Genomic DNA, 22,818 nt, shown 5'->3' with positions numbered 1-22,818 from the left:
GCGCCGGCCTCGCAACAATATTTAACTGCAAGTTATCAACAAAATGTTCTGGATAGCTTGGAGCGGGAGCCAGCCGCGGCTTCGCTTCAACGCAACCGGATGGGAAGGGCTATGCCGTCGCGCCAGGATGGAAAATCAAATGCACGCCACTGCCCGCTGGTAGTATCCAGCTGGCCGATTGCGCGCCCATTCATTCCAAGCTCGCTGGCAAACATATAGATAAAAAAAATCTTGCTGCCGTCCGGCGCCGCCGTCGCCGAGAGTGTCGCTGTTGCGGGCAGGTTGGCCGGCCACGGCCATTGCGCCGTGCCGCCATCGGGTGCGCGACGCACGGCACTGATGCCTGGTAGTTCGGCGGTCAGGAACCAGTTTCCCTTGGCATCGGCGGTGGCGTGCGAGGCACGCGGCAGGGCTGCCAGTTGCGGGTGAATCGCTCCGCGCTGGCCGCGCGCGATCCGGTACACCTGGCTGGTGCCATAGCGTTTTTCGTAGGCTTGGCGCGATTCGAAACTCTCGGACGCGGTGCTGAATTCGGCGTCCTTGCTGGGATAAGAAGCATTGAACAGCAACGTGCCGCCATCCAGATACTGCGTCTGGCCCACGCCAAAGAAGCCGTACTCGCCGGCAAACGGATGCTCTTCCCGCCCGTTCAAATTCGCTTCCCGCAATTCATGCTGGTGGACGACCGTTTTGCTACCCTGCGGCCGCGGTGCACCGCGCCAGAAAGCCAGCTTGCTATTGTCTGGAGAAATCACTGGCGTCAGCTTATACCCCCGCGCCAGAGGCAGAACATGGAAATCACTGCCATCCGCCTCCATCACCGCGATCTCGATAGCCTCATAGGCTTGCGCCAACGCGTCCTCATCAAGCGTGGCTCCCATAGCAGTTTGCGGCATGCGCGTCATGACGATGTAGTGGCCGCTCGGCGCATAGGCGGCATGGCGGTAGTAGTAGCCCCCCGGCAGTTGGTAGCGCCCCAAAACGCCGCTGGCAACGTCGTAATGCAGAATGAAGCAGTCATCCTTATCCGGTGCTGTGCGGGCACATTCGCTCACCAGCCATTCCTGTCCATTGGGGTGGATGCTAATACGTTCAAACTGGCGTCCTGCGGCCGGATCGGCAGCGGCGGCTTGACCAACGGCCAAGCACGAGAAAACGAGGACGCTATCCAGTCGAATTTTCATGCGCTTGCTCCTTAGTGGGAATGGCATTTTTTACATCAAATTACCACAATAGCGGAGCACAGGCGCTGGACTACGCGCGCCCCAGGCAAAGATAGACGCCAAGCAACAGCAGCCCGACCATCAGACAGCGGCGGAAAGCCTCTTGCGGCATGCGGTTGCGCAACTTCTGGCCAAGCAGCATGCCGGCCATGGCGGGCAGTTGCGCCAGGAAGGACGCTCCCGCTACCGCCGGCTCCCAGGCGCCGCGCGCCGCCAGCGCCACGGCCAGCGCCAGGGTGGATACGGTGAAGGCCAGACCCATGGCCTGCACCAGTTCATCCCTACCCATCTTCAGCGACTGTAAATACGGTACTGCTGGCAGCACGAAAACACCTGCCGCCGCAGTGAATACGCCGGTCAGCGCGCCGGCCAGCGGCGACATCCACTCTTCCTTTTCACGCGCCACCTGCCAGCGCAGGGAGGATAGACCCACGGCGGCATAGGCCGTCAACGCCAGTCCCAGCATGATGGTGGCTGCCGCATTCTGCCGCATCACCACACTGCCGATCAGGGTGCCGCCGCAAATCCCCACCGTCATCGGCCATAGGCGCTGCCACATCGCATATAGCGGCGGGCCGGAAAGCAGTTGCCAGAGATTCGTCAAAAGCGAAGGCACAACCAGCAGTCCCGCCGCTTCGATCGGCGTCATGACAAGGCTGAGCAGAGCCATAGCCACGGTGGGAAGGCCCATGCCAGTTACGCCTTTTACAGCGCCGGCAAGGGTAAATACAGCAAGCACGAAGACGATATTGTTTTCCATGCTTGCCAGTCTGCCATCGCCTGCGGATGGTGAAAATGTGGAATATACTGTCTCAGCCTTCGTCAAATCCGAAGGCTGGAGACCATCGTGCGCTTTGACCTGACCGACCTGAAACTCTTCCTGCGCGTGGCCGAAAGCGGCAGCATTACCGCTGGCGCCGAAACAGTGCACCTGGCACTGGCCTCGGCCAGTGCGCGCATCCGCGGCATGGAGGAGATGCTAGGCGTGCCTCTGCTCAAGCGCAACCGGCGCGGCGTGGAGCCGACCGATGCGGGGCGCACCTTACTGCACCATGCGCGCGCCATCACGCAGCAGATGGAAAAGATGCGCGCCGATATGGGCGAGTATGCGAGCGGCTTGAAAGGCCATATTCACCTGCTGTGCAATACCTCGGCCCTGACCGAATTCCTGCCCGACATCCTGGCCGAGTTCATGGCCAGCCATCCGCAAGTCAACGTCGATCTGGAAGAGCGGCCCAGCCATGAGATCGTGCAAGCGATCCGCGATCAGCTGGGCGATATCGGCATCGTCACCGATGCGGTGGATAGCAGCGGCCTGGAAACGCGCCTGTTCCGCGAAGACCGGCTGGTGCTGGCGCTCTCGCCGCTGCATCCGCTGGCGCGCAGCCTGAAACGACGCAGCGTGGTGCCTTTTGCCGAAGTGCTGGAGAACGACTTTATCGGACTGGCCGGCGACAGCGCGCTGCAACAGTACATCAGCGAACATGCCTCGCGCCTCGGTCAGCGTCTGCACTACCGCGTGCTGGTGCGCAGCTTCGACGCCATCTGCCGCATGGTGGCCAGCGGCGCGGGCATTGCCGTCGTACCCGAATCGGCTGTGCTGCGCTCGCGCGACGCCAGCACCATCCGCCACATTCACCTGAGCGACGCCTGGTCGCGCCGCAAGCTGCTGCTCTGCATGCGCCGCTACGCCAACCTCCCAGGCTACGCCCGCGAGCTGGCCGATGCATTGGTGAACAGCTAGCCAGATCTCAGCAAGTCCAGTCTTCGACCGCAGGAAACCCGGGCAGTAGGCCAAAGGTGCGGTCACGGGTGACGAGAGCGAGGCCTGCAGCCCTGGAATGCGCGGCAATCAGCATATCCATCGTTCCCAGAGAAAGACCGGCCCGCTCGCGAATTACCCGAAGCTCTGCGTAAGCTGCCGCTTCCTGTCTGGTCCATGGCAGGACAGTTACCCGCTTAAGGAAAGCATGGACGCGCAGCGACAGCCCCGCTGGAGCGCCTCGCTTTTCCAGACCATATAGCAGTTCGGCCTCGGTAATAACTGAAATCGCAATATCCTGGGGCGGGATGCCTGCCAACTTCTGCGTCAGCTGAAGCAAGTCACCTTTGATAATGTGACTGGCGATATTGGTATCCAACAGATAACGCGTCATTTTTCCGCAAACGGATCGCGTTCATCCAAACTTTGACGGCGCTCTTCCTCGCATAGAAAATCAGCCGGAACCTCAGTGCTCCGATAGAGGGCGAATAATCCATCCCAAGTATTGGGTTTGCTGGACAGGATAACGTCACCGGATTTTGGGTCGCGACGAATATACACTTCGCTTCCTTCAAAACGATATTCAGCTGGCAGGCGCACTGCCTGGCTGCGCCCAGTCATAAAGATTTTGGCGATGTCCATCATTTGCGTCAGAAGGGTGGCTCTTGAAGTCAATATAGGCCATCATCAGTACATATCAAGGTAGATATCATCAGGGTCGCAGTACCACCTTGCGGCACGCTTCTTCCTTCCTATCGAACAGGTAGTAAGCACGCTCGGCTTCGTTCAGCGGTAGGCGGTGGGTGATGATCGCTTCAGGGTGCAGCTTGCCTTCGCCGATAAACTGGAGCAGTTCGGGCATGAAACGCTGGACGTGGGTCTGGCCGGTTTTGAAGCCGAGACCTTTTTCGAAGACGTCGCCGAACAGGAAGCCATGAATGAAGCCGGAATACACGCCGGGCACGCTGATGATGCCGCCGCGGCGGCAGGCGGCGATGCATTGGCGCAGCGCCTGGCCGCTGCTGCCTTCCAGCTTCATGGCCGTCATCACCGTTTCCAGGGCGCTGCCCTTGGCTTCGAAGCCGACTGCATCGATCACCGCATCCACGCCGCGCCCTGCGGTGCTTTCGAGGATGGCTTCAGCGGCATCGGTGTCATCGAAATTAATAGGGATGACGTCATATTGGCTGCGCGCGAAATCGAGCCGATAGGCGTGGTGATCGACCATGAAAATGCGCTCCACGCCACGCATGCGGGCGCAGGCCGCCGCCATCAGTCCGACCGGGCCGGCGCCGAAAATGGCCAGGCTATCGCCGTCGCCGACTTCGGCGTTCAGCACGGCCTGATAGCCGGTGGGCAGGATATCGCTGAGGAAGAGCACCTGCTCGTCCGGCAGCACATCGGGAATCTTGATCGGGCCGACGTTCGCTTTCGGCACGCGCACATATTCGGCCTGGCCGCCTGGCATGCCGCCATACAGATGGGTGTAGCCGAACAAGGCCGCGCCGGAACGCAGACTTTTCTTGTTCATGATGGCGCCACGGTCGGGATTCGTGGTTTCGCAACTGGCGTAAAGCTTTTGATCGCAAAAGAAGCAGTTACCGCAGGCGATAACAAATGGTATGACAACGCGGTCGCCCTTGCGCACGCTGGTCACGCCGGGACCGGCCTCCGCCACCACGCCCATGAATTCGTGACCGAGAATATCGCCGGCCTTCAAGCCGGGCACCTTGCCCCGGTACAGGTGCAGGTCCGAGCCGCAGATGGCGGTCGCGGTGATCTGCAGAATGATGTCGTCCTCTTCCAGCAGAAGAGGATCTGGAACGGTCTCGACGCTCACTTCACGGGCCGAGTGGTAAACGAGTGCGCGCATGGCTACCTCCTGGTGGGATGGAAAGTCCAGTCTAGGCAGCCCATGCGCGCACGGCGATAGGCCGTGGCGCTGGTGTGGCGTAGGACTCGGCCCACGCGCGGTTATGCTGAGTCAGACGACGCGGGCGCGCTCCAGCATGGCGTGTAACAGTACATTGCAGCCAGCCTCCAGATGCTCGGCCTTGGCGTCTTCGATTTCGTTGTGGCTGATGCCATCCTTGCAGGGGACGAAAATCATGCCGGCCGGCGCCACGCGCGCGGCGTAAATGGCGTCATGGCCGGCGCCGGACACCACATCCATGGTCGAGTAGCCGAGTTTTTCGGTGGCCTTGCGCACCGCGCCCACGCAGTCGGGGTGGAAGGGACAGGGAGGGAAGTAGGACACACGCTCGATCTTGATGTCCAGCCCCGTTTCACCGGCGGTGCGGTCGACGAAGGCCAGCATTTCCTCGTGCATGGTGTTGAGCAGCTCATCGCTGACATTGCGCAGGTCGATGCTGAACTTGACCTGCCCGGGAATCACATTGCGGCTATTGGGAAAGACTTGCATCATGCCGACCGTGCCGCGTCCATAGGGCGGATAACGGTTGGCGATAGCGACCACTTCCTGGATGATGCGGGTCGATACCTGCATCGCGTCGCGCCGCAGATGCATGGGCGTGGGGCCGGCATGCGCTTCCATGCCCGTCACCGTGCAGTCGTACCAGGAGAGGCCCATCACCGCAGGCACCACGCCAATCACCTTGTCGGCATCTTCCAGCACCGGGCCTTGTTCGATATGCGCCTCAAAATAAGCACCGATAGGATGCTGGCCCGGCACCTGCTCGCCCTTGTAGCCGATGCGCTCCAGTTCCTCGCCTACGGTCTTGCCTTCAGTGTCCTTGGCGGCATATGCATGTTCCAGCGTAAACGCGCCGCAGAAGACGCCGGAACCCATCATTACCGGCACGAAGCGCGAGCCTTCCTCATTGGTCCAGAAGGCGACTTCGATCGGCGCCTCGGTGCGAATGCCGCGATCGTTCAGCGTGCGCACCACTTCCAGCCCGGCCAGCACGCCGTAGTTGCCGTCGAATTTGCCGCCGGTGGGCTGGGTGTCGATATGGCTGCCGGTCATAATGGGCGGCAGCGCGTTGTTGACGCCATCGCGGCGCATGAAGACATTGCCGATCTGGTCCACCGTAATGCTCAGGCCCGCATCTCTGGCCCAGCCGGTGACCAGATCGCGGCCCTGCTTATCCAGATCGGTCAGGGTCAGGCGTTTGACGCCACCTTTCTCGGTGGTGCCGATTTTGGCCAGCTCCATCAGCGAGTCCCACAGTCGCCCGCCATTGATTTTCAGCTCGTTCATGCCTGCTCCTTTCAGCGCGCCGATACCGGCGTGAATGCGGGTCGGTCGACGTGGCGGCCCGCGCCCTCTTTCGCCATCAGTTCACCTTTGTGGAAGGCCAGCTTGCCCGCAGCCAGCGTGGCGCTCGGGATGCCGCGCACGGTGCGGCCTTCGAAGACATTGAAGCCGCCTTTAGCAAACTGGGTCTTGGCCGAGATGGTGCGGCTGGCTTCCGGATCCCACACCACGATGTCGGCGTCGGAACCGACGGCGATCACGCCCTTGCGCGGGTAGATATTGAAAATCTGCGCCGCATTGGCCGAGGTGACGCGCACGAACTCCGATGGCGTCAGGCGGCCGCTGTTCACGCCCGCATCCCAGATCACGGCCATGCGGTCTTCCACCCCACCGCAGCCGTTCGGTATCTTGCTGAAATCGTTGCGGCCCGCCGCCTTCTGCTCGGCGCAGAAGGTGCAGTGGTCAGTCGCCGTCGTATGCAGATTGCCGCCTTGCAGACCGTGCCACAAGGCCGTCTGGTGTTCCTTGCCGCGGAAGGGAGGACTCATCACATGGCCCGCCGCGAAATCGAAATCGGGGTTCTGGTACACGCTGTCGTCGATGATCAGATGCCCTGCCAGCGCCTCGCCATACACGCGCTGGCCGCCGGCGCGGGCGCGGGTGATCGCGTCCAGCGATTCCTTGCACGAGACGTGGACGATATACAGCGGCGTATTGAGTACATTGGCAATCGCAATCGCGCGGTTGGCCGCTTCCGCTTCCACGGCTGGCGGACGCGACAAAGGATGCGAACTGGGGCCGGTCAGCCCCTGCTTGAGCAAATCCTGCTGCAGCTGATAGACCAGTTCCCCGTTCTCCGCATGCACGGTGGGAATCGCGCCCAGCTCCAGCGAGCGGCGGAAGCTTTTCACCAGGGTTTCGTCATCGGCCATGATGGCGTTCTTGTAGGCCATGAAGTGCTTGAAGCTGTTCACGCCATGATTGCGCACCAGGGTGCCCATTTCCTCGTGCACGCTGTCGGCCCACCATGTGATCGCAACGTGGAAGCTGTAGTCGCCCGCCGCCTTCTGCGCCCAGCCGCGCCAGGTGCGATAAGCCTCCAGCAGCGATTGCTGCGGACTCGGAATCACAAAATCGATGATCGTGGTGGTGCCGCCCGCTAGCCCCGCCGCCGTACCGGTAAAGAAGTCATCGGCCGTCACCGTGCCCATGAAAGGCAGATTCATATGCGTGTGCGGATCGATCCCGCCCGGCATCACGTACTGGCCGCCGGCGTCGATCACGGTGGCCGACGCCGGCGCGTCCAGGTTGGTGCCGACGGCGACGATCTTGTCGCCATAGCAGAGCACATCGGCGCGGAAGGCGCGGTCCGCATTCACCACTGTGCCGCCGCGAATAATGGTCGTCATTTGTTCGTCTCCGCTTTTCACGATTGGGCTGCTGCATTCAAGGATGGCACGGCTTTCCCCTTCATCATCACGCCATACACCAGGGCCGAAATGGCGATGCCGACAAACCAGGCATAGGTATAAATCGTTTTGAAGCCATCGGCCACGCCGGGGAAGGAAGCCGGGAAGGCCGCGTTCAAGAAGCCGGGAATATTCGGCAGCACGCCCAGCACGAAAGCCACCAGGGCCGCGCTGTTCCAACCGTTGCCATAGGAATAGCGGCCATTCTCGCGGTACAGGTCTTCCACATGCAGCTCGGTCTTGCGCACGAAGTAGTAGTCGATAATCAGCACGCCGGCGATGGGGCCGAGCAAGGCCGAATAGCCGATCAGCCAGGTGAAGATATAGCCTTGCGTGGATTCGAGCAGCTTCCACGGCATCATCACGATGGCGATGGACGCGGTCAGGTAGCCGCCCGCCCGGTACGAGATCAGGCGCGGCGCCAGGGCGGAAAAGTCGTAGGCCGGCCCCACCAGATTGGCAGCCAGGTTGACGCTGACGGTATCGATCAACAGGATGATGAGCGCGATCAGCACGGCGGCGCCGGTCATGCGGCTGGCTAAGTCGACCGGATCCCAGATCGCTTTGCCGTACAGGACAATGGTGGCCGAAGTGACGATGACGGCCAGCGCCGCCAATAAGCCCATGGGTACGGGCAGGCCTACCGACTGGCCGACCAGCTGATCGCGCTGGCTGTGCGCGAAGCGGGTGAAGTCGGGAATATTCAAGGCCAGCGTGGCCCAGAAACCGACCATGGCCGTCAGCGAAGGCCAGAAGGTGGGCCAGAACTGTCCCGCCTTTTTGCCACCTTCCACGAATTGCGATGGCTGGTCCAGCAGCGGCCCGAAGCCGCCCGCCTTTTCATAGACCCAGTACAGCAGCACGAAGCAGATCAGGATTTTCAGCGGTGCGGTATAGGTTTCCAGTTTGCGGATGGCGTCCATGCCGTGCACGATGTACCAGAACTGGATGGCCCAGAACGCAAGAAAGCAAAGCAGCTGCGCGCCGTTGATCCCCAGTCCCCCAATCTTGGCGCCACCGATCTCGCCGCCCATCAGCACACCGAGCAAGGTGTAGATCATCTGGCCGCCGAACCAGGTCTGGATGCCATACCAGCCGCAGGCCACGATGGCGCGCATCAGCGCTGGCAGACGGGCGCCGGTGGTGCCGAAGGAAGCGCGTGCCAGCACCGCATACGGAATACCGTACTTGGTACCGGCGTGGCCGATGGCCAGCATGGGCAGCAGCACAATGGCATTGGCGAGGAAGACCGTCAGCACCGCCTGATAAGCCGACATGCCGCCTTCGATCAGGCTGGCCGACAAGGTGTAGGCCGGTATGCACATGACCATGCCCACCCACAGCGCCGCAAAGTGATACCAGCGCCACGTTCGCTGCGCGGCGCTGGTGGGGGCAAGGTCTTCATTCCACAACTGGGTGCTGCCAGACAGGTCATTGCTCACCGGGTTCCCCTTATTTTTATACTGCGGTGCTTTCCTCTTTCACTTCCGCGCGCGGATTGCGCGGGTCCTGCGTCCAGTTCATATAGGGTTTGCCGGTGACCTGGGGCACCATGGTGATGCAGTTCTGCACGGGGCAGGTGATTTCGCACAGATTGCAACCTACGCATTCCTGGTCGATCACCTCGTAGCGGCGCGCGCCGCTGGCCTGGTCGATAATCTGGGCGATGGCCTGATGCGAAGTGTCCTCGCAGGCCACATGACATCGGCCGCATTGAATACATTCGTTCTGGTCGATGTGGGCGATCACCTGATAATTCATATCCAGGTATTTCCAGTCCGTGGTGTTCGGCACCGCCTTGCCGGAAAAATCGGCCAGCGTGCGGTAGCCCTTGCTGTCCATCCAGCGCGACAGGCCATCCTTCATTTCCTCGACAATGCGGAAGCCATGCAGCATGGCCGCCGTGCAGACCTGCACGCAACCCGCGCCAAGGGCAATGAACTCGGCCGCGTCGCGCCAGTTGGCGATGCCGCCGATGCCGGAAATCGGCAAGCCCCTCGTTTCCGGATCGCGCGCAATCTCGGCCACCATATTCAGCGCAATCGGCTTGACCGCCGCGCCGCAATAGCCGCCGTGGGTGCTGGCCGTGCCGACGATGGGCAGCGCTACCATGCGGTCAAGGTCGATCGAGGTGATGGAGTTGATGGTATTGATCAGCGAAACCGCGTCCGCCCCGCCTTCTTTCGCGGCGCGTGCCGGTTTGCGGATGTCGGTGATATTCGGCGTCAGCTTGACGATGACGGGCAGTTTCGAATGCTTCTTGCACCATGCCGTCACCATCTGCACATACTCCGGCACCTGGCCGACGGCGGCGCCCATGCCGCGTTCCGGCATACCGTGCGGGCAACCGAAATTCAGCTCGATGCCATCCGCACCGGTGGCCTCCACCTTGGGCAGGATGTCGGCCCAGTAATGCTCCTCGCAAGGCAGCATCAGCGAGACGACGATGGCGCGATCCGGCCAGGCCTTCTTCACTTCCGCGATCTCCTGCAGGTTCTGCTCCAGGCTGCGGTCGGTAATCAGCTCGATATTATTGAAGCCGATAACTTCGCGGTTCTTGCCATAGATAGCGGAATAGCGCGAGGACACGTTTACGGCGGGCGGGTCTTCGCCCAGCGTCTTCCACACCACGCCGCCCCACCCGGCTTCGAAGGCGCGTATGACGTTGTAGGCTTTGTCGGTTGGCGGCGCGGAGGCGAGCCAGAAGGGATTCGGCGATTTGATGCCGCAGAATTCAATGCTCAGATCAGCCATTTTCAGCCTCCCGCTTCGCTTGGATATCGTTATGGATGGCGTGCGCGGCCAGCTTGCCATGCTGGACTGCCTGCACCGTCAGATCCTGCCCTGGCGCCACGCAATCGCCGCCCGCGTAAATCCCCGGCAGCACGGTGCGGAACTGGGCGTCGACATGAATCTTGTCGCCATCGCGCTGCAGCAGTTGCGCCAACGGATCGTTCAGGACGTCCTCTTCCAGCTTCTGGCCGATGGCCTTGAACACGGCGTCGGCGGCGATTTCGAAGGTGATGCCGGTGCTGATCAGCCGATTGGCCTGCAATAAGGTTTTCTCGAAACGCATGCCGCGCACGCGGCCCTGCTCGTCCAGCAGCACTTGCTGCGGCTGCGCCCAGGTCAGCATGCGCACCTGGTTGGCCTTCGCGATTTCCTGCTCGTGATGGGTGGCGCTCATGGCGTCGAAGCCACGCCGGTAAACTAGCGTCACCTCCTCTGCGCCGAGGCGCTGAATCTGCACCGCCATATCGATGGCCGTATTGCCCGCGCCGATGACGATGGCGCGCTGCGGCACCGGCAGGGAACTCAAGTCTTCGGCCTGGCGCAAGGCGGCGATGTAATCGACGGCGGCCAGCAGGCCGGGAGCGTCCTCGCCGGTCAAGCCAAGCTGGCGGCTGGCCCCCAGGCCCAGGCCGAGGAAGACTGCGTCGTATTCGGCGTGCAGGTCTTTCAGGTGCACGTTCTCGCCCAGCTTCTGGCCGCAGCGGATTTCGATGCCGCCTATGCCGATCAGGAATTCGACTTCCTTCTGCGCGAAGTTATCGGTCAGCTTGTATTTGGCGATGCCGTATTCGTTCAAGCCGCCCGCCTTGTCCAGCGCCTCGTAAATCACCACGTCGTTGCCCAGCATGGACAGACGGTGGGCGCAGGACAGTCCAGCCGGTCCCGCCCCCACCACGGCAATGCGCTTGCCGGTGGCGGCGGCGCGGCGGAAGGGGTGGCCCTCGAAACGCATATGGTCCAGTGCAAAACGCTGCAGCAGCGCGATCTTGACCGGCTGCCCTTCGGCGTCGTGGTTGCGCACGCAGACGTCTTCGCACAGTATCTCGGTGGGACAGACGCGGGCGCAGCTGCCGCCCAGGATATTCTGTTTGAGGATGCCGGCCGCCGCGCCATTCACATTGCGGTCGTTGATATTGCGGATAAAGCTGGCGACATCGATCTCGGAAGGACAGATGCGCGAACAGGGCGCATCGTAGCAGTAGAGGCAGCGCGCGCTTTCTATCGCTGCCTGGCGCACAGTGAGTGCCGGCGCCAGATCGGTGAAATGCCCGGCCAGTTCTTCCTTGCTGGACTGGGCATGCCGCATATGTTTGAGTGAATCGATCATCTTTCCATCCCGTTTGGTAGGTCGAACTGCTCGAATCTGCCGCGCTGCTGCCTGCTACATATTGTTTACTGACCGCGCCCCCTACTTCATCTGAGGGAATGCAAATTCCGCGCCAGCGCTTGCCGTATTCGGCCAGCGCTGCATCACGGCCTTGTGGCGCGTGTAGAAACGCACGCCTTCGGGGCCGTAAGCGTGGTGGTCGCCGAACAGGCTGCGCTTCCAGCCGCCGAAGCTGTTGAAAGCCATCGGCACCGGCAGCGGAACGTTCACGCCCACCATGCCGACCTGGATCTGGCGCACGAATTCGCGCGCCACACCGCCGTCGCGCGTGAACACTGCCACGCCGTTGCCATACTCGTTCTTGTTGATCAGCTCCACCGCATGGACAATGTCGGCCATGCGCACCACGCACAGCACGGGTCCGAAAATCTCTTCCTTATAAATCGTCATATCCGGCGTCACATGGTCGAACAGCGTGCCGCCGACGAAGAAGCCATTCGGGCGATCCACCACCTTGTAGTCTCGGCCATCGACCACCAGCTTGGCGCCCTGCTCCACGCCCTCGCCGATCAGCCGTTCCACGCGCTGCTTGGCGGCGGCCGTGACCAGCGGACCCATTTCGGCGTCGCGCTCCATGCCATCGCGCACTTTCAGTGCGGCGGTGCGCTTTTCCAGTGCGGCCACCAGTTTGTCGCCCGCATCGCCCACGGCCACCACCACGGAAATCGCCATGCAACGCTCACCGGCCGAACCATAGGCTGCGCCCATCAGCGCATCGACCGCCATGTCCATATCGGCGTCGGGCATGACCACCATATGGTTCTTGGCGCCGCCCAGCGCCTGCACGCGCTTGCCGGCCGCACTGCCGCGCGAGTAAATGTATTCGGCAATCGGGGTAGAGCCGACGAAGCTCACGGCCTGCACTTCGGGATGGTCGAGCAGCGCATCGACCGCCACCTTATCGCCCTGCACCACATTGAATACGCCGTCCGGCAAGCCCGCCTCTTTCAGCAGGCGCGCATGCAGCAGCGAGGGCGATGGATCGCGTTCGGATGGTTTCAGCACGAAGGTATTGCCGCAGGCGATGGCGATCGGGAACATCCACATCGGCACCATCACCGGGAAGTTGAACGGCGTGATGCCCGCCACCACGCCCAGCGGCTGGCGCATGGACCAGGCATCGATGCCGCGCGCAATCTGGTCGGTGAATTCGCCCTTCAGCATCTGCGGGATGCCGACGGCGAATTCCACCATCTCGATACCGCGCCCCACCTCACCCTGCGCGTCGGAAAAAGTCTTGCCATGTTCGCGCGTCAGCATGGCCGCGAATTCGTCGGTATGCTGCTGGCACAGTTGCAGATACTTGAACAGCACCCGCGCCCGCGTCAGCGGCGGCGTGGCCGACCAGGATGGGAAAGCGGCGGCGGCGGCCTGCACCGCCGCATCCACCTCCTCCGTGGTGGCCAGCGCCACGCGTGCGACCGGTTCGCCCAGGGCGGGATTGAAAACGTCGCCGTAGCGACCGCCCAAGGTGTCGACCTTGCTGCCGTTGATGAAGTGGGTAATGGTGTCCAACCGGGTATCGAGATTGCTCATTGTCTGCTCTACTTGATTAATCAGGCCAACAGATTGTCGGCCGGTACATAGGGATAACCCAGGCCATGGGCCACAGCTTCATACGTGACCTTGCCCTGGCATACATTCAATCCATTTTTCAAATGGGGATTGGCCTTCATCGCCTTGCTCCAGCCCTTGTCGGCCAGCGCCAGCGCATGGCCGATGGTGGCGTTGTTCAGCGCGAAGGTGGAGGTGCGCGCCACCGCGCCTGGCATATTCGCCACGCAGTAGTGCACCACCTGGCCGACCAGGAAAGTCGGCTGTTCATGCGTGGTAGCGCGCGAGGTTTCGAAGCAACCGCCCTGGTCGATGGCCACGTCCACCACCACCGCGCCCGCCTTCATGCGCGAGATCAGGTCGTGGCTCACCAGCTTGGGCGCGGCCGCGCCGGGCACCAGCACGCCGCCGATCACCAGGTCGGCATCGAGCACCGCTTCCTCGATGGTATGGGCGTTGGAGAACATGGTCTGCACGCGGTTGCCGAAGATCAGGTCGAGCTGGCGCAAACGGTCCACATTCTTGTCCAGAATCGTGACGCGGGCGCCCATGCCCACCGCCATCTGCAAGGCATTGGTGCCGACCACGCCCGCGCCGATGATGACCACATGGCCCGGCGCCACGCCCGGCACGCCACCCAGCAGCAAGCCCATGCCGCCCTTGGATTTCTCCAGATGGGCAGCGCCGGCCTGGATCGCCATGCGCCCCGCCACCTCGCTCATCGGCGCCAGCAATGGCAAGCCGCCGTTCGCCCCGGTGATGGTTTCGTAAGCGACGCAGACGGCGCCCGACTGCACCAGGGCGCGCGTCTGTTCCGGGTCCGGTGCCAGATGCAGGTAGGTGTAGAGGATCTGGTTCTCGCGCAGCATGGCGCATTCTTCCGGCTGCGGTTCCTTCACCTTCACGATCATCTCGGCGCGCTTGAAAATCTCCTGCGCCGTATCGACGATGGTGGCACCCGATCCTTCATACATGGAATCGGCGAGGCCAATCGCCACGCCGGCATTGCGTTGTACCAGCACCTGATGTCCGCGCAGTACAAGTTCCTTCACGCTGGCCGGGGTAAGGCCAACGCGCGATTCCTGATTCTTGATCTCCTTCGGTACGCCTACCAGCATGGCTGTCTCCTCTTTTATGGTTTTAGTCTAGTCCACGTAACACCTTTTCCAGCTTGCCAAACAATTCGTCGATATGCTGCTTCTCCAACGTCAACGGCGGCGACAGCGCGATGATGTCGCCGGTCACGCGCGTCAGCACGCCGTCGGCAAACATCTTCTTGAATGCATCGTAGGCGCGCGCGCCCGGTTTGCCCGCGACCGGTTCCAGCTCGATGCCCGCCACCAGGCCGATGCTGCGCAGGTCGATCACATGCGGCAGCCCCTTGAGCGAATGGATCGCATCCTCCCAATACGGTTGCATGCTCTTTGCGTGGTCGAGGATTTTCTGTTCCTCGAACACTTCCAGCGTCGCCAGCGCAGCGGCGCAGGCCAGCGGATGGCCGGAATAGGTATAGCCGTGGAATAGCTCGATGCCGGCCGGAGCCTGCATGAAGGTGTCGTGGATGAACTGCTTGGAGAACACCGCCCCCATCGGCACCGTGCCATTGGTCAGGCCTTTGGCGGTGGTCATCATGTCCGGCTCGATGTCGAAGTAGTCGGCGGCGAAAGGCGTGGTGAGTCGGCCAAAGCCGGTGATCACTTCATCGAAGATCAGCAGGATGCCGTGCTTGGTGCACAGCTCGCGCAGCCGTTTCAGATAGCCCTTGGGCGGAATCAGCACGCCGGTGGAACCGGCCACCGGCTCCACGATCACGGCGGCGATCGTCGACGCGTCATGCAGGGCGACGATGCGTTCCAGCTCATCGGCCAGGTGGGCGCCGTATTCCGGTTCGCCGCGCGTGAAGGCATTCTTTTCCAGATTATGCGTATGCGGCAGATGGTCGACGCCCGGCAGCAGCGGCCCGTAATGCTTGCGGTTACCGCCGATGCCGCCCACCGACATGCCGCCAAAGCCCACGCCGTGGTAGGCGCGTTCGCGGCCGATCAGGCGGGTGCGCGTGCCTTCGCCGCGCGCGCGGTGGTAGGCCAGCGCGATCTTCAGCGCCGTGTCCACGGCTTCCGAACCGGAGTTGGTGTAGAAAACGTGGCCGAAGCGGCCATTGGTATAGGCCATCAGCTTGTCGGCCAAGTCGAAGGCCGAAGGGTGGCCCATCTGGAAAGTGGGCGCGAAATCGAGCTGGCCCACCATCTCGCGCACGGCGGCGACGATCTTGGGCTGGGCGTGGCCGCAAGGCACGCACCACAGGCCGGCCGTGCCGTCGAGGATGGCGCGGCCTTCCACGTCCTTGTAATACATGCCTTCGGCGGACACCAGCAAACGCGGGCTGGCCTTGAAATCACGGTTGTTCGTGAAGGGCATCCAGAAGGACGCGAGCGACTCTGGTCTGGTCTGATTCATGCATATCTCCTGTTTGTCGCCTCGTAAAAATTCTTTACCAGTTGGCAAAATGATGATGCAATAATAGACAGCAGTTCAACTATGGCACATATACACAATTCGCAAAACCATCCAACCGTACAGGTCACAAAAACACTACACTTTTGTGCAGTGAAGCATATGGAGACAAAAGATGGATGAAAGCGCGAGCGCAGCGCGGCAGACCGATGGCCCACAATGGCCGCTGCTGTCCATAGAGCGCTCGAAGAAAGGCAGCCTGGTGGAGCAGATCGTCGCCGCCGTGTCGGAGATGGTGGCGCGGCGCGAGCTGCGCGCCGGCACCAAGATGCCCTCGGTGCGCCAGTTCGCCAAGTGTAATGGCATCAGCACGTTCACCGTGGTGGAATCCTACGACCGCCTGGTGACGCTGGGTCTGCTCTCCTCGCGGCGCGGCTCCGGCTACTTCGTGACGCGCCAGGACGCGCCCGCCCTGCCCACCACGCCCGCGCCCTTCCACCCCGGCCCCGCCGCCGTCGACGCGCTCACGCCGGAACTGTATTCCGGCATGTCGGACGCGCTGCCCATCGGCGCCGGCTGGCTGCCGCCCGAATGGTATGGCGAGGACACCATCCTCGACGCCGTGCGCCAGGCCATCCGCATTCCCGCCAACCGCCTGCGCGGCTACGGCCATCCGCTCGGCTTTCCCGGTCTGCGCCAATACCTGGCCAGCACCCTGAGCGAAGAACTGTTCGCGCTGGAGCCGGAGCAGATCTTGCTCACGCACGGCGCCACGCATGCCTTCGACCTGATCCTGCGCACCCTGACCAAGCCGGGCGACACGGTGCTGGTGGAAGATCCCGGCTACAGCAATCTGCTCTCGCTGATCCGCCACCACGGCTGCCAGGTGATCGGCATTCCGCGCGGCGCCAACGGCCTCGATCTGGACTTCCTGGCCGAACAGGCGCGCGCCACGCAGCCCAAGCTCATGTTCGTCAACACCGTGCTGCAAAATCCGCTCGGCACCTCGCTCAGCCAGGCCCAGGCCCACCGCCTGCTCGCGCTGGCCGAGCAGTTCGACTTCTGGCTGGTGGAAGACGATATCTACCGCGAGCTGACGCCGCGCGGCGAAGCCTCGCTGGCGGCGATGGACGGCTTGCGCCGCGTGATCCGCATCGGCAGCTTCTCCAAGACCCTGTCGCCGGTGCTGCGCGTCGGCACCATCTGCGCCTCGCAATCGCTGCTGCCGGAATTGGTGCGCATCAAGATGCTGACCGGCCTCACCACATCCGAGGTGAACGAGCGCGCCGTGTACCACGCGATCACGGCGCGGCCCTACAAGCGCATGGTGGAAAAACTGATAGGCCAGCTGGAGGAAGGCCGCGAGCGCAGCATCGAATCGCTGGCCGAAGCGGGCATGAAGCCGGTGGCGCGGCCGCGCGGCGGCATGTTCGTCAGCGCCGGCTGGGACGAGGCGCCCACGCCGGAATGGAACGGCAAGCTGATTGCCGACCTGGCGCTGAAGGCCGGCATCCTGCTTGCGCCGAGCGACTTCTTCATGCTGGGCGACAGCGAAAGCATCTGGTTCCGCTTCAACGTGGCCTACGCCGACCACCCTGCCCTGCGCAACTTCCTGCTCGCGCTAAGGAAAGAACATGGCCGCCGATAGACCCAATCGCCGCCTGCAGAACCGCGACCGGCTGGAAGCGGAAATCGCCGCCGAAGCGGTGCGCGTCTTCGCCGAATGCGGCTACGAAGGCGCCTCGGTGGCGGCGATTGCCGACAACGCCGGCCTGTCCAAGCAGAACCTGATGTACTACTTCCCCACCAAGCAGGCGCTCTACCAGCGCGTGCTGGACGATGTGCTGGACGACTGGCTGGAACGCATGGAGCGCCTGGCCGATCCCGACCAGCAGCCGCAGGACGTGCTGCGCGCCTACATCCAGGCCAAGCTGAAATTTTCGCGCGAGCAGCCCTGGGCTTCACGCGTGTATGCGATGGAAGTGATCGGCGGCGCCCAGATGTACGGCAAGCAGATCCAGGAACGCGTCGTGCCGCTGCTGCGGCGCGATATCGAAGTCTTCGAGAGATGGAGTGTGGAGGGCAGAATCGGCGCGGTGAACGCCACCCACCTGCTGTTCGCCATCTGGGCAATGACGCAATCCTATGCGGATTTTTCAGCCCAGATGGCCCTTGTGCTGAACCGCAAACAGCTCAGCCGCAAGGATTACGAGGATGCCGAACAGACCATCGTGCAGATGGTTCTGGCGGCGGTCAGCCTGCCTGTTGCGAACGACGGCGGCGCGCGATAAAACCCACCACGCCCAGGCCGGCCAGCAGCATGGCGTAGGTCTGCGCTTCCGGCACCGGCGCAATGCCGTAGCCGGTCACATTGGCGGCGCTGAAGTAGTGGTTGGCGTTGACCTGCACATTCGACAGCCAGTTGCCGACGATGACATTGCCGTTGATCTGGCCACCATTACCGGTCACGGTCGCCAATGGCGCCAGGATGCTGCCGTACACGCCCACGTTCTGGATATTCAGCTTCTGCGATTCGTAGAAGTTGTAGACCACGTTGTAGTCCTTGAAGCCATCCAGGCCCACGCCGTTCTGGTTGAAACCGATGGCGTTCTTGCCGCTGACGTTGAAGACCAGGGTCGAACCCTTGGTCAGATTGCTGAATTTGAAGTTGTTCACGCTCGACAGGTCGCTGCCGGTCAGGTTGAACACTTCCACTGATTTGCCGGTGCCTTTCAGGGTCATGCCGCCATACTGGATATTGCTGCTGCCGGTCGCCGCCACTTTCGATAGCGAGGACGAGGTGTTCTTCACGCTGCTGCTCAGCTTATTGAAGTCCACCGGATTGCTGCTGCTCTTGGTCGCGCTTTGCAGGCCCACCGAGGTCATGGCGCTGGCGCCGGCCACGTAGTAGTTGCCGTGCTTGATCGAACCGGAGGTGTAGTTCAGCGAGCCGCCCACTACCAGCGAATAGCTGCCGTAAGCGTCCTTGTTCTTGTCGTTGACCGAATAGTTCGACGCCGTCATGCTGCCCGCCACCAGGACCGCGCCTTCGACGTCGGAACCCTGGGCGCTGAAGCTGCCAAGGCTGAACAGGTTGGCATTATTGATGCCGAGATCGAGAACGCCAGCGTGGGCGGAACCCACGGCGGCCAGGGACAGGAACAATGCTGCTGGTTTCAACATATAGGCCTTTCAGATATCTTTTTAACAAGTGACTGCAATTCAAGCCACGCCGGGAAGGAACGACGGATTCGCCGTTGAAAGAGGGCGTGGGCTCGGGCCTCTTGCAAAACAATTATCATAAGCAACAATTGTTACTCTCAGGATATCACAAAAGTCCGCGACAGGTTCGCCCGCATCGTTGAACGGTCGATTTTTCCCGCGTGGCCGCCACACACACAGCTCAAGCCTGGGGCGCGACCCAGACCAGGTTCCAAAGGTGGCCATCGATATCCTCGAAACCCTGGTCATACATGAAGCCGTGGTCCTCGGGCGGATGCGGCGTGCGGCCGCCGGCGGCAACGGCCTTGGCGATCAGGCTGTCGACCTCTTCCCGGCTCTCGCAACTCAGGCAGATGATGACCTCGTTGGCCTCCTTCGCCTGCGCCAGGGGCTTGTCGATCAGCGACTTGAAGAAGCTTTCCGTCAACAGCATGGCATGGATGCCGTCGACGATGTTCATGAATACCGAGTGCTCGCCGCTGAATTGCGGATTGAAGCTGAAGCCGAGCGCGGCAAAAAAGGCCTTGGATTTATCCAGATCCTTGACCGCCAGGTTGAAGATAATCTCTTTTTTCATGGCATCTCCATGCTAAAGGTGAATGGGCAACGGGGTGCTTCAACCTCACGACGGGCGACGATGCCTGAATTCGACATGCATGCGAGAAAAAATCACTCCCACTCAAGCCAGGCGGGCGCCTCGCCAAGGTTCACATAAAAGTACGTAATGGCCTGGTAGCACTGCTCAACCTCTATGCACCAGGATAATGGATACTCATCCACCTGCCCGTTCGCCAGCCTGAATTTGCACACCTCGTCGCCTTGGTACTTGCCAACCGAACGCACCGAATCGTCTTCATTCTTCTGATACATCAGCCACGCATGCCGCGCGTTCCGCAGCATGCACAGCATGGGGCCGGACTCGATCGATATCCACAATTCAAATTCCGGCACGGCGTCAAAGCCGCTTAACGCTTCCTTCAGTTGTTCAAGAGATGTGATCGAAACGGTGCTGCCGTTGAAGAAAATTTCTGTCATTGCAAATTTTGTCGAAAAGAGGCTATGCGTGGAATTATAGGCGATCATAATTGCATTACAATCAACAATCCAGTGGACTTCCCGTCCCACTCATCGCCCGCCGCAACCAGTCATCCTCAAAAAGCCGCCATTCATCGGATAGCCATACCGACGCGGGATGGCGCTTGATACAGTAGCGCCATCAACATTCTGTGGAGCACATTATGAAAACGATTAACAAGACCTTCGGCGAATCCATGCGCGAAATCGGCGATGCCTTCAGTGGCTTCGCCCGCCACTGCCAGCGCGCGCTGGCGCGCATGTCCTGGCCTAGCCTGCTGGGCATGTGCATCGTGATGGCTCTGCTGATCACCATCCTGCCGCTGGCCCTGATGCTGTTCGCCTGCTTCCTGCTGCTCAAGCTGCTGGTCGGAAAAAATCCGCCGCCGACGCGCCACTTCCCGCGTCAGCCCCAGCAGCAGCCGCATGAGGGGAGCAACTAAACATGGCTTTGCAGCGCGCCAAAGGAGCACTCAGCTTCGTCCGGGAAGTGGGAGAAACCGCCAGCACCCTGTGGTGGGATTTCTTCGACTGGCTGGCCCAGGTTCCCCTGCGCCAGCTGGTCGTGACCTGGGTGCTGGCTTTTCTGCTGGCGTGCACACCGGTGCTGCATCCGGAACAGGCGGCCGCCTTCGTGCTGATTTCCTGCGGCTTGAAGGTGCTGGCGGGCGGCAAGCGCAAGGCGGAAATCGAGGCGCGCGCCGCTTCGGCCCAGGCCGGTACGGAAAGCATGGAGCGGCGCCTGGTCGAAGCCCAGATGGCCGCCCTGCAAGCCCAGGTCGAACCGCATTTCCTGTTCAATACCCTGGCCCTGATCGGCCAGCTGATCGAGACCGACCCGCCACAGGCCGCCAAAATCCACACCCACCTGATCGAATACCTGCGTTCCACCTTGCCGCAGATGAAGGCGCGCGGCAACGGCACGCTGCAAAAGCAGATCGTGCTGTCGCGTTCCTATTTGGCCATCATGCAGGCGCGCATGAAGGCGCGGCTGGCCGTGTCCATCGACGTGCCGCCTGAGCTGGAAAGCGCCACCTTCCCGCCCATGATGCTGCAGATCCTGATCGAGAATTCGATCAAGCATGGACTGGAGCCGAAGATCGAAGGCGGCCGCATCGATATCCGCGCCAGCGTCAACGGCAATATGCTGCAAGTCGACGTGCAGGATGACGGCGTCGGCTTCAATCTGCATGCGGCCGACGGCGTGGGCCTGACCAATGTGCGCGAACGCCTGCGCCTGGTGTACGGTAACCGCGCCGAGCTGGTGATCGAAACCCCGCTCGAAGGCGGCTGCCGCGCCTCGATCCGCGTGCCCTTCGCCCCCGATATTTTTGCCGAGTCCAAACCATGAGCCATCCCCGCGCCACCGCCCTGATTGCCGACGATGAAGAACCCATGCGCGACCTGCTGCGCAGCCGCCTGCGCGAAGCCTGGCCCGAGCTGGAGATCGTGGCCGAGGCAGGCAACGGCATCGAAGCCATTGCGCTGGCCGGCCAGCACCAGCCCGACATCGTCTTCCTCGATATCCGCATGCCCGGCCTGTCCGGCATCGAAGCGGCGCGCATGCTGTTCAACCGCTGCCATATCGTCTTCATCACCGCTTACGACCAGTACGCGATCGAAGCCTTCGAACAGGGCGCGCTCGACTACCTGCTGAAACCGGCCGGCGGCGAGCGCCTGAAAACCACCTGCGCGCGCCTGCAGGCTAGGCTGGGACAGCAGCCGAATGATATCGAACGCCAGCTCAGCCAGCTGCTGCAGAAAAATCAGCCCGCCAAGGCGGCCGACTACCTGCACTGGATCCAGGCCCAGGTCGGCAACAGCCTGCGCATGATCAGCACGCGCGAAATCCTGTTCTTCCGCGCCGACGAAAAGTACACACGGGTGCAGACGGCGCAGGGCGAAGTCCTGATCCGCAAGACGCTGAAAGAACTGGAAGAGGAACTCGATCCCGATGAATTCTGGCGCATCCACCGCTCAACCCTGGTGCGCGTGGACGCCATCAGCGAAGTCACCCGCGACTTGCGCGGGCGGCAGATGGTGCGCGTGAAGAACTTCCCGGAGGAACTCGAAGTCAGCCGCGGCAACACCCATTTATTCCAGCAAATGTAGCGCTTTGCCGCGTTGCGTGCGCGCCGCTTGCCCCCTCCTCCCCACTGGGCTATATTGCCTGAACCCCGCCCGCCATACCCCCGCAATGCCGCCGCCAACCACATTGATCTGGGAGAGAAGCATGTCGAACATTCCGAAAGAAACGCGCGCCACCATCTTGCCCTGCATGCGCTACCGCGACGCGCCCGGCGCCATCGACTGGCTATGCAGCACCTTGGGTTTTGAAGCCGCGCTGGTCGTGCCGAACGAAGATGGCTCCATCGCCCATGCCCAGCTTTCCTACGGCAATGGCATGGTGATGCTCGGTTCCATTTTCGACACCGAATACGGCAGGCTGATGAAACAGCCCGGCGAGATCGGCATGGCGGTCACCCAGAGCGCTTACCTGGTGGTCAACAATGCCGACGAAGTCTATGAACGCGCCCTGAGGGCGGGTGCGCCGATTCTGATGGAATTAAAGGACGAGGACTACGGCGGCCGCGGCTTCACCCTGCGCGACCCCGAAGGCCATGTGTGGAGTATCGGAACCTACGATCCCTGGAAGCAGTAAG

At 61.9% G+C, this 22,818-nt stretch carries 23 protein-coding genes; 7 read left to right on the top strand and 16 right to left on the bottom strand.

From position 1 onward, the window contains the following. Positions 1 to 86: 86 nt before the first annotated feature. Positions 87 to 1,184: a TolB-like translocation protein gene (locus FHS03_RS11860; protein ID WP_183441168.1), complete on the bottom strand. Its 1,098-nt coding sequence runs from the start codon at positions 1,182 to 1,184 to the stop codon at positions 87 to 89. A gap of 70 nt (positions 1,185 to 1,254) precedes the next feature. Continuing rightward, the gene (locus tag FHS03_RS11855) at positions 1,255 to 1,983 is read right to left on the bottom strand and encodes a sulfite exporter TauE/SafE family protein (protein WP_183441167.1); all 729 of its coding nucleotides are present in this window, start codon (positions 1,981 to 1,983) and stop codon (positions 1,255 to 1,257) included. 87 nt (positions 1,984 to 2,070) lie between these two features. Here FHS03_RS11855 and FHS03_RS11850 point away from each other — a divergent pair, with 87 nt between their 5' ends. After that, entirely contained in the window at positions 2,071 to 2,967 is an 897-nt protein-coding gene (locus tag FHS03_RS11850) for a LysR family transcriptional regulator (protein WP_183441166.1), read from the top strand. A 7-nt stretch (positions 2,968 to 2,974) separates the two neighbouring features. On the opposite strand, the gene FHS03_RS11845 is transcribed toward FHS03_RS11850, so the two are convergent. The 11 genes from FHS03_RS11845 to aptA form a co-directional block, all read right to left on the bottom strand. Then, positions 2,975 to 3,379 (bottom strand): type II toxin-antitoxin system VapC family toxin, encoded by a 405-nt coding sequence (locus tag FHS03_RS11845; RefSeq protein WP_183441165.1) that lies wholly within the window; start codon positions 3,377 to 3,379, stop codon positions 2,975 to 2,977. Next, positions 3,376 to 3,630, bottom strand: a complete 255-nt coding sequence (locus FHS03_RS11840) for an antitoxin (protein ID WP_183441164.1) — start codon at positions 3,628 to 3,630, stop codon at positions 3,376 to 3,378. Before FHS03_RS11840 ends, FHS03_RS11845 begins: the two co-directional genes overlap by 4 nt. A gap of 67 nt (positions 3,631 to 3,697) precedes the next feature. Continuing rightward, positions 3,698 to 4,858, bottom strand: a complete 1,161-nt coding sequence (locus FHS03_RS11835) for a zinc-dependent alcohol dehydrogenase (protein ID WP_183441163.1) — start codon at positions 4,856 to 4,858, stop codon at positions 3,698 to 3,700. A gap of 111 nt (positions 4,859 to 4,969) precedes the next feature. Next, positions 4,970 to 6,205 carry a Zn-dependent hydrolase gene (locus tag FHS03_RS11830; RefSeq protein WP_183441162.1) on the bottom strand — a complete coding sequence of 412 codons (1,236 nt, stop codon included), beginning with the start codon at positions 6,203 to 6,205 and terminating at the stop codon, positions 4,970 to 4,972. 11 nt (positions 6,206 to 6,216) lie between these two features. Beyond that, the gene (gene hydA / locus FHS03_RS11825) at positions 6,217 to 7,611 is read right to left on the bottom strand and encodes a dihydropyrimidinase (RefSeq protein ID WP_183441161.1); all 1,395 of its coding nucleotides are present in this window, start codon (positions 7,609 to 7,611) and stop codon (positions 6,217 to 6,219) included. 17 nt (positions 7,612 to 7,628) lie between these two features. After that, positions 7,629 to 9,113, bottom strand: a complete 1,485-nt coding sequence (locus FHS03_RS11820; protein ID WP_183441160.1) for an NCS1 family nucleobase:cation symporter-1 — start codon at positions 9,111 to 9,113, stop codon at positions 7,629 to 7,631. A 16-nt stretch (positions 9,114 to 9,129) separates the two neighbouring features. Further along, positions 9,130 to 10,425: an NAD-dependent dihydropyrimidine dehydrogenase subunit PreA gene (gene preA / locus FHS03_RS11815; RefSeq protein ID WP_183441159.1), complete on the bottom strand. Its 1,296-nt coding sequence runs from the start codon at positions 10,423 to 10,425 to the stop codon at positions 9,130 to 9,132. Continuing rightward, a complete protein-coding gene (locus FHS03_RS11810) occupies positions 10,418 to 11,791 on the bottom strand; it encodes an NAD(P)-dependent oxidoreductase (RefSeq protein ID WP_183441158.1) in 1,374 nt (457 codons plus the stop codon). The genes preA and FHS03_RS11810 overlap by 8 nt, the downstream gene beginning before the upstream one ends. Before the next feature lie 81 nt (positions 11,792 to 11,872). Further along, positions 11,873 to 13,387 carry a CoA-acylating methylmalonate-semialdehyde dehydrogenase gene (locus FHS03_RS11805; RefSeq protein WP_307729538.1) on the bottom strand — a complete coding sequence of 505 codons (1,515 nt, stop codon included), beginning with the start codon at positions 13,385 to 13,387 and terminating at the stop codon, positions 11,873 to 11,875. A 20-nt stretch (positions 13,388 to 13,407) separates the two neighbouring features. Further along, positions 13,408 to 14,523, bottom strand: a complete 1,116-nt coding sequence (ald, locus tag FHS03_RS11800; RefSeq protein ID WP_183441157.1) for an alanine dehydrogenase — start codon at positions 14,521 to 14,523, stop codon at positions 13,408 to 13,410. A gap of 22 nt (positions 14,524 to 14,545) precedes the next feature. Continuing rightward, positions 14,546 to 15,862, bottom strand: a complete 1,317-nt coding sequence (gene aptA / locus FHS03_RS11795; RefSeq protein ID WP_183441156.1) for an omega-aminotransferase AptA — start codon at positions 15,860 to 15,862, stop codon at positions 14,546 to 14,548. Positions 15,863 to 16,034: 172 nt separating this feature from the next. On the opposite strand from aptA, the gene FHS03_RS11790 reads away from it, so the two are divergent. Both FHS03_RS11790 and FHS03_RS11785 read left to right on the top strand, forming a co-directional pair. Next, a complete protein-coding gene (locus FHS03_RS11790; RefSeq protein ID WP_183441155.1) occupies positions 16,035 to 17,507 on the top strand; it encodes an aminotransferase-like domain-containing protein in 1,473 nt (490 codons plus the stop codon). Next, entirely contained in the window at positions 17,494 to 18,150 is a 657-nt protein-coding gene (locus FHS03_RS11785; protein WP_183441154.1) for a TetR/AcrR family transcriptional regulator, read from the top strand. Before FHS03_RS11790 ends, FHS03_RS11785 begins: the two co-directional genes overlap by 14 nt. Here the strand turns inward: FHS03_RS11785 and FHS03_RS11780 are convergent. From FHS03_RS11780 to FHS03_RS11770, 3 genes are all read right to left on the bottom strand, one after another. Further along, positions 18,113 to 19,042 (bottom strand): choice-of-anchor A family protein, encoded by a 930-nt coding sequence (locus FHS03_RS11780; RefSeq protein ID WP_183441153.1) that lies wholly within the window; start codon positions 19,040 to 19,042, stop codon positions 18,113 to 18,115. The two genes, FHS03_RS11785 and FHS03_RS11780, sit on opposite strands and share 38 nt — an antisense overlap. A 220-nt stretch (positions 19,043 to 19,262) precedes the next feature. Then, positions 19,263 to 19,658, bottom strand: a complete 396-nt coding sequence (locus FHS03_RS11775; RefSeq protein ID WP_183441152.1) for a VOC family protein — start codon at positions 19,656 to 19,658, stop codon at positions 19,263 to 19,265. A gap of 92 nt (positions 19,659 to 19,750) precedes the next feature. Then, complete coding sequence (locus tag FHS03_RS11770; protein ID WP_221208113.1) at positions 19,751 to 20,164, bottom strand: hypothetical protein; 414 nt, start codon at positions 20,162 to 20,164, stop codon at positions 19,751 to 19,753. 155 nt (positions 20,165 to 20,319) lie between these two features. Between FHS03_RS11770 and FHS03_RS11765 the strand changes: the two genes are divergently transcribed. The 4 genes from FHS03_RS11765 (at position 20,320) to FHS03_RS11750 (ending at position 22,817) form a co-directional block, all read left to right on the top strand. Beyond that, a complete protein-coding gene (locus tag FHS03_RS11765) occupies positions 20,320 to 20,598 on the top strand; it encodes a hypothetical protein (RefSeq protein ID WP_183441151.1) in 279 nt (92 codons plus the stop codon). Positions 20,599 to 20,600: 2 nt separating this feature from the next. Continuing rightward, complete coding sequence (locus FHS03_RS11760; RefSeq protein ID WP_183441150.1) at positions 20,601 to 21,506, top strand: sensor histidine kinase; 906 nt, start codon at positions 20,601 to 20,603, stop codon at positions 21,504 to 21,506. After that, positions 21,503 to 22,267: a LytR/AlgR family response regulator transcription factor gene (locus FHS03_RS11755; protein ID WP_183441149.1), complete on the top strand. Its 765-nt coding sequence runs from the start codon at positions 21,503 to 21,505 to the stop codon at positions 22,265 to 22,267. The genes FHS03_RS11760 and FHS03_RS11755 overlap by 4 nt, the downstream gene beginning before the upstream one ends. A gap of 121 nt (positions 22,268 to 22,388) precedes the next feature. Then, positions 22,389 to 22,817, top strand: coding sequence for a VOC family protein (locus FHS03_RS11750; RefSeq protein ID WP_183441148.1), 429 nt, complete (start codon positions 22,389 to 22,391; stop codon positions 22,815 to 22,817). The last annotated feature ends 1 nt before the right edge of the window (position 22,818 follow it).

Origin of the sequence: Pseudoduganella violacea (genome assembly GCF_014191875.1) — a bacterium.
Classification (GTDB): Bacteria; Pseudomonadota; Gammaproteobacteria; order Burkholderiales; family Burkholderiaceae_D; genus Rugamonas; species Rugamonas violacea_A.
The sequence above is the reverse complement of the archived record's forward strand: the minus strand, read 5'-3'. Positions and strand labels throughout refer to the sequence as shown.